This is a genomic window from Pseudoalteromonas sp. Angola-7, assembly GCF_028599255.1.
In the GTDB taxonomy this organism is placed as follows: Bacteria; Pseudomonadota; Gammaproteobacteria; order Enterobacterales; family Alteromonadaceae; genus Pseudoalteromonas; species Pseudoalteromonas atlantica.
In genome coordinates, this window is sequence record NZ_JAQREL010000042.1 from 1 (window position 1) to 517 (window position 517).

The following is a 517-nucleotide window of genomic DNA, read 5'->3' on the forward strand; positions in this document are numbered from 1 at the left end:
GCCTTGGTGAGCCATTACCTCACCAACTAGCTAATCCCACTTGGGCCAATCTAAAGGCGAGAGCCGAAGCCCCCTTTGGTCCGTAGACATTATGCGGTATTAGCAGTCGTTTCCAACTGTTGTCCCCCACCTCAAGGCATGTTCCCAAGCATTACTCACCCGTCCGCCGCTCGTCAGCAAAGTAGCAAGCTACTTTCTGTTACCGCTCGACTTGCATGTGTTAGGCCTGCCGCCAGCGTTCAATCTGAGCCATGATCAAACTCTTCAATTAAAAAGTTTTGTGTCTTTCGACAGCTCAATGAATTCTGAATTTATTTAATATCTTTCGATATTGAATTGACTGTGCTGCAATTCTTTTCTTAAGTAAAACCTAAGTAAGTTATTGCTGTTGGTCACTCAGTTTCAATTGAGACTCTAAATTTGTTTGCCTCACTACCTAAGTAGCTTGGCTGTTAGAACTCAATCTGTACGAGTGCCCACACAGATGATTGCTTTATATTGTTAAAGAACGTTGCGA

1 rRNA gene is annotated in these 517 nt (G+C 43.7%); it reads right to left on the bottom strand.

Annotated features, from left to right (window positions below):
- Window positions 1-271: ribosomal RNA gene (locus tag PSH50_RS21005) — 16S ribosomal RNA — on the bottom strand; the annotation flags it as partial.
- Window positions 272-517 lie beyond the last annotated feature (246 nt).